2 protein-coding genes are annotated in these 4,346 nt (G+C 60.5%); both read right to left on the reverse strand.

From position 1 onward, the window contains the following. Positions 1-1,844 (reverse strand): DNA-directed RNA polymerase subunit beta' (gene rpoC / locus Q0J81_RS10690; protein ID WP_294447800.1); only part of this gene is annotated, 1,844 nt, incomplete at its 3' end. Between the two features lie 158 nt (positions 1,845-2,002). Next, on the reverse strand, positions 2,003-4,346 hold a 2,344-nt coding region (rpoB, locus tag Q0J81_RS10695; RefSeq protein WP_294447803.1), incomplete at its 5' end, for a DNA-directed RNA polymerase subunit beta.

Genomic DNA, 4,346 nt, shown 5'->3' on the forward strand with positions numbered 1-4,346 from the left:
ATGACGGTGTTCTTGATGCCGGCGGCCTTGTAGGCGATGCCCACGAGCTTGCCGATGGCCTTCTTGGTGAGCACCTTATTGACTTCCTCGAAGGGCAGCACGTGAGGCAGACGTTCCCACACGAGCACTCGGCCGCAGGTGGTGTCGGCAATCTTGCCGTCTTCCATGCGCACGCGGATACGGGCGTGCAGGTCGAGCTGCTTGGCGTCGTAGGCGGCTTCCACTTCCCAGGGACCGCAGAAGACCATGCCCTCGCCCTTGCAGAAGGAACGATCCACGGTCATGTAATACAGACCGAGAACCATGTCCTGCGAAGGAATGATGACGGGGCTGCCGTTTGCGGGGGAAAGAATGTTGTTGGTGCTCATGAGCAGCACGCGGCATTCAATCTGCGCTTCCACGGAAAGCGGAATGTGCACGGCCATCTGGTCGCCGTCGAAGTCGGCGTTGTAGGCCGTACACACGAGCGGATGCAGACGAATGGCCTTGCCTTCCACGAGCAGGGGTTCGAAGGCCTGAATGCCCAGACGGTGCAGCGTAGGCGCGCGGTTCAGGAGCACGGGATACTCGCGCACCACTTCGGCGAGAATGTCCCAGACCACCAGCTCTTCGCGTTCCACCATCTTCTTGGCGCTCTTGATGGTGGAGGCGTAGCCTCTCTTCTCAAGTTCGGAGTAGATGAAGGGCTTGAAGAGTTCCAGAGCCATCTTCTTGGGAAGACCGCACTGATGGAGCTTGAGCGAAGGACCGACGCAGATAACGGAACGGCCGGAGTAGTCCACGCGCTTACCGAGCAGGTTCTGACGGAAACGGCCCTGCTTGCCCTTGATCATGTCGGACAGGGACTTCAGCGGGCGACCGTTGGTACCGGTAATGGCGCGGCCGCGACGACCGTTGTCGAACAGAGCATCCACCGCTTCCTGAAGCATGCGCTTTTCGTTGCGGATGATGATGTCCGGCGCGCCCAGTTCCTTGAGGCGCTTCAGACGGTTGTTGCGGTTGATGACGCGGCGGTACAGATCGTTGAGGTCGGAGGTGGCAAAACGGCCGCCGTCCAGCGGAACCAGAGGACGAAGATCCGGCGGAATGACGGGAATGACTTCCAGAATCATCCATTCCGGCCTGTTGTTGGATTCGAGGAAGGCTTCCACGATCTTCAGGCGCTTGGTGAGCTTCTTCTTCTTGGTCTGGCTCTTGGTTTCCTGCGACTCTTCGCGCAGCTTCACCTTGAGGGCGGGCAGATCAAGCTCTTCCAGAAGGCCGCGGATGGCTTCGGCGCCCATGCCTACCTTGAGGGCCTCGTCACCGAAACGTTCCAGAATCTGAAGGTACTGGTCCTCGGAGATGACCTGCATGCGGCTCAGGTTCGTGGAACCGGGATCGAGAACCACGTAGGAGTCGAAATACAGCACCTTTTCCAGGTCGGCCATGGTCATGTCGAGCAGGGTGCCGATCTTGGAAGGCAGGGTTTTCAGGAACCAGATGTGGGCGACGGGCGCGGCCAGTTCGATGTGGCCCATGCGCTCGCGGCGCACCTTGGAGGCAATGACTTCAACGCCGCACTTTTCGCAGACGATGCCGCGGTGCTTCATGCGCTTGTACTTGCCGCAGTTGCACTCGTAGTCTTTGACTGGACCAAAGATCTTGGCGCAGAAAAGACCGTCACGTTCAGGCTTGAACGTACGGTAGTTGATGGTTTCCGGCTTCTTGACTTCGCCGTACGACCATTCCCGTATGTTTTCCGGCGACGCGAGCGTGATCTGAATGGAATTCAGATTGCGGATGTTCGACACGCTGGAGGTAGCCGCCGTGTCACGGACAGTAAACAGATCGTCCAGACTCATCTATATCTCCCTGGCAAGAGGGTTGGATTCATCTTTGCCTGAGCAGGAAAACGGAGCAACCGGTCTCCTGCGGAAAACGTCCGCGCCGCACCGGTCCCGAAAGAGGACCGATGCGGCTCCCGGGGCAGCCCGGGCGGATTCCGGGGCAGCGCCCCGTCTTATTCTTCAATGACAGGGGTGTTCACGAAGAAGCGGGGCTTGGCCGGCTTCTTGGGCTCTTCCTGTTCAAGATTCACGTTGAGGCCGAGGGACATGAGTTCCTTGACCAGAACGTTGAAGGATTCGGGCAGACCGGCTTCAAGGAAGTTGTCTCCCTTGACGATCTTTTCATACATCTTCACGCGGCCGGCCACGTCGTCGGACTTGACGGTCAGGAATTCCTGCAGCAGGTACGACGCGCCGTAGCCTTCAAGAGCCCACACTTCCATTTCACCGAGACGCTGGCCGCCGAACTGGGCCTTACCGCCGAGAGGCTGCTGCGTCACCAGGCTGTAGGGGCCGGTGGAACGGGCGTGAATCTTTTCGTCGACGAGGTGATGGAGCTTGAGGTAGTACATCACGCCCGTGGTCACGCGGTTGGCGAAGGGTTCGCCGGTGCGGCCGTCGTACAGCACGGTCTTGCCGTCGTTGGGCAGACCGGCTCTTTCCAGCCACGACCAGATCTGGTCTTCCTGCGCGCCGTCGAACACGGGGGTCTTGGTGATGATGCCCTTGCGCAGGCCGAGCACGGCCTTCCGGAGCTCTTCATCGCTCATGCTGTCCACAAGCTCGTCGATGGTCATGCCGTCGGCGCGGGCTGCGGGCAGATCGGCGGCGAAGATGTCCTTCACCTCACGGCGCAGCTCTTCCATGGCCACGCCGTTGTCCACCATTTCGGCGAGCTGGCGGCCGAGTTCCTTGGCGGCCCAGCCCAGATGGGTTTCCATGATCTGACCGATGTTCATTCGGGAAGGCACGCCCAGGGGGTTCAGCACGACGTCAACGGGACGACCGTCCTTGAAGAAGGGCATGTCTTCTTCGGGAAGAATCATGGACACGACACCCTTGTTGCCGTGACGGCCGGCCATTTTGTCGCCCACGGAAAGCTTACGCTTGATGGCGATGTGCACCTTGACCATCTTGATGACGCCCGGAGGCAGATCGTCGCCTTCGGTGGCCTTCTCGCGCTTGGAGTCGTAGAGCTTCTTCACCACTTCGAGCTGGCGGTCGTAGGCTTCCAGCATATGCACGATCTGGTCGTTGACGTCCTTGTTGCGCAGGATGTCGGCCAGACGCTTGATGGGAAGCTCAAGCATGACGTCCCAGGTAAGCTCGCTGCCTGCGGCGGCCAGCACTTCGCCCTTGCGCTTGCCGGCGATGTCCACGGCCAGAACCTGACCTTCCATGAGAGGACGCATGCGCTCGCGGGTACGCTCGGTAAGAGCGCGGACATGATCCGCTTCCTTGCGGTCGAGCTTGGCGATCTCGTAGGCCTCGATCTCGCGGGTGCGGTCGTCCTTCTCGCCGGAACGGCGGTTGAACACCTTCACGTCGATGACGGTACCCTCGATTCCCGGGGGAACCTTGAGGGAGGTATTCTTCACGTCACGGGCCTTGTCGCCGAATATGGCGCGCAGCAGCTTTTCTTCAGGAGTGAGCTGCGTTTCGCCCTTGGGCGTGATCTTGCCCACGAGAATGTCGTCGGGCTTCACGGACGCACCGATGCGGATGACGCCGCTGGCGTCAAGGTTGTGCAGCATGTCGTCGCCCACGTTGGGAATGTCGCGGGTGATTTCTTCCGGTCCGAGCTTGGTGTCGCGGGCGGCCACTTCGAATTCTTCGATGTGGATGGACGTATAAATGTCGTCCTTTACCGCGCGCTCGGAAATGAGCACGGCGTCTTCGTAGTTGTAACCGCACCAGGGCATGAAGGCCACGACCAGGTTCTTGCCGAGAGCCAGTTCGCCGTTTTCGATGCCGGGACCGTCGGCGAGCACGTCGTTCTTCTTCACGCGCTGACCGGGGTAGCAGGTGGGCTTCTGGCCGAAGCAGGAGTTCTGGTTCGACTTGTGGTACTTCAGAAGGTCGTAGCTGCGCACGCCGCCGCGGTCTTCCATGTACAGATCGTCGTAGGCCACGATGACGCGCTCGGCGTCGGCATAGCGGACCACGCCGTCGCCTTCGGCCAGAAGGCAGGCGCCGGAGTCGCGGGCCACGTCGTATTCCATGCCCGTGCCCACCAGGGGACGTTCGGAACGCAGAAGCGGAACGGCCTGGCGCTGCATGTTGGAACCCATGAGGGCGCGGTTGGCGTCGTCATGTTCCAGGAAGGGAATGAGCGCGGCGGAAATGGACACCATCTGGCTGGGCGAAATATCCTGCAGGGTGACTTCGTCGCGGCTCGCCATGAGCACGTCGCCGCCGGTGGAACGCACGGTCATGTTCTCTTCAATGAAGCGGCCGGTTTCATCCACGGGAGCGTTGGCCTGAGCGATGATCTGATCCTTTTCGCAGGAGGCATCG

The organism is uncultured Mailhella sp., assembly GCF_944324575.1.
Lineage (GTDB): Bacteria > Desulfobacterota > Desulfovibrionia > Desulfovibrionales > Desulfovibrionaceae > Mailhella.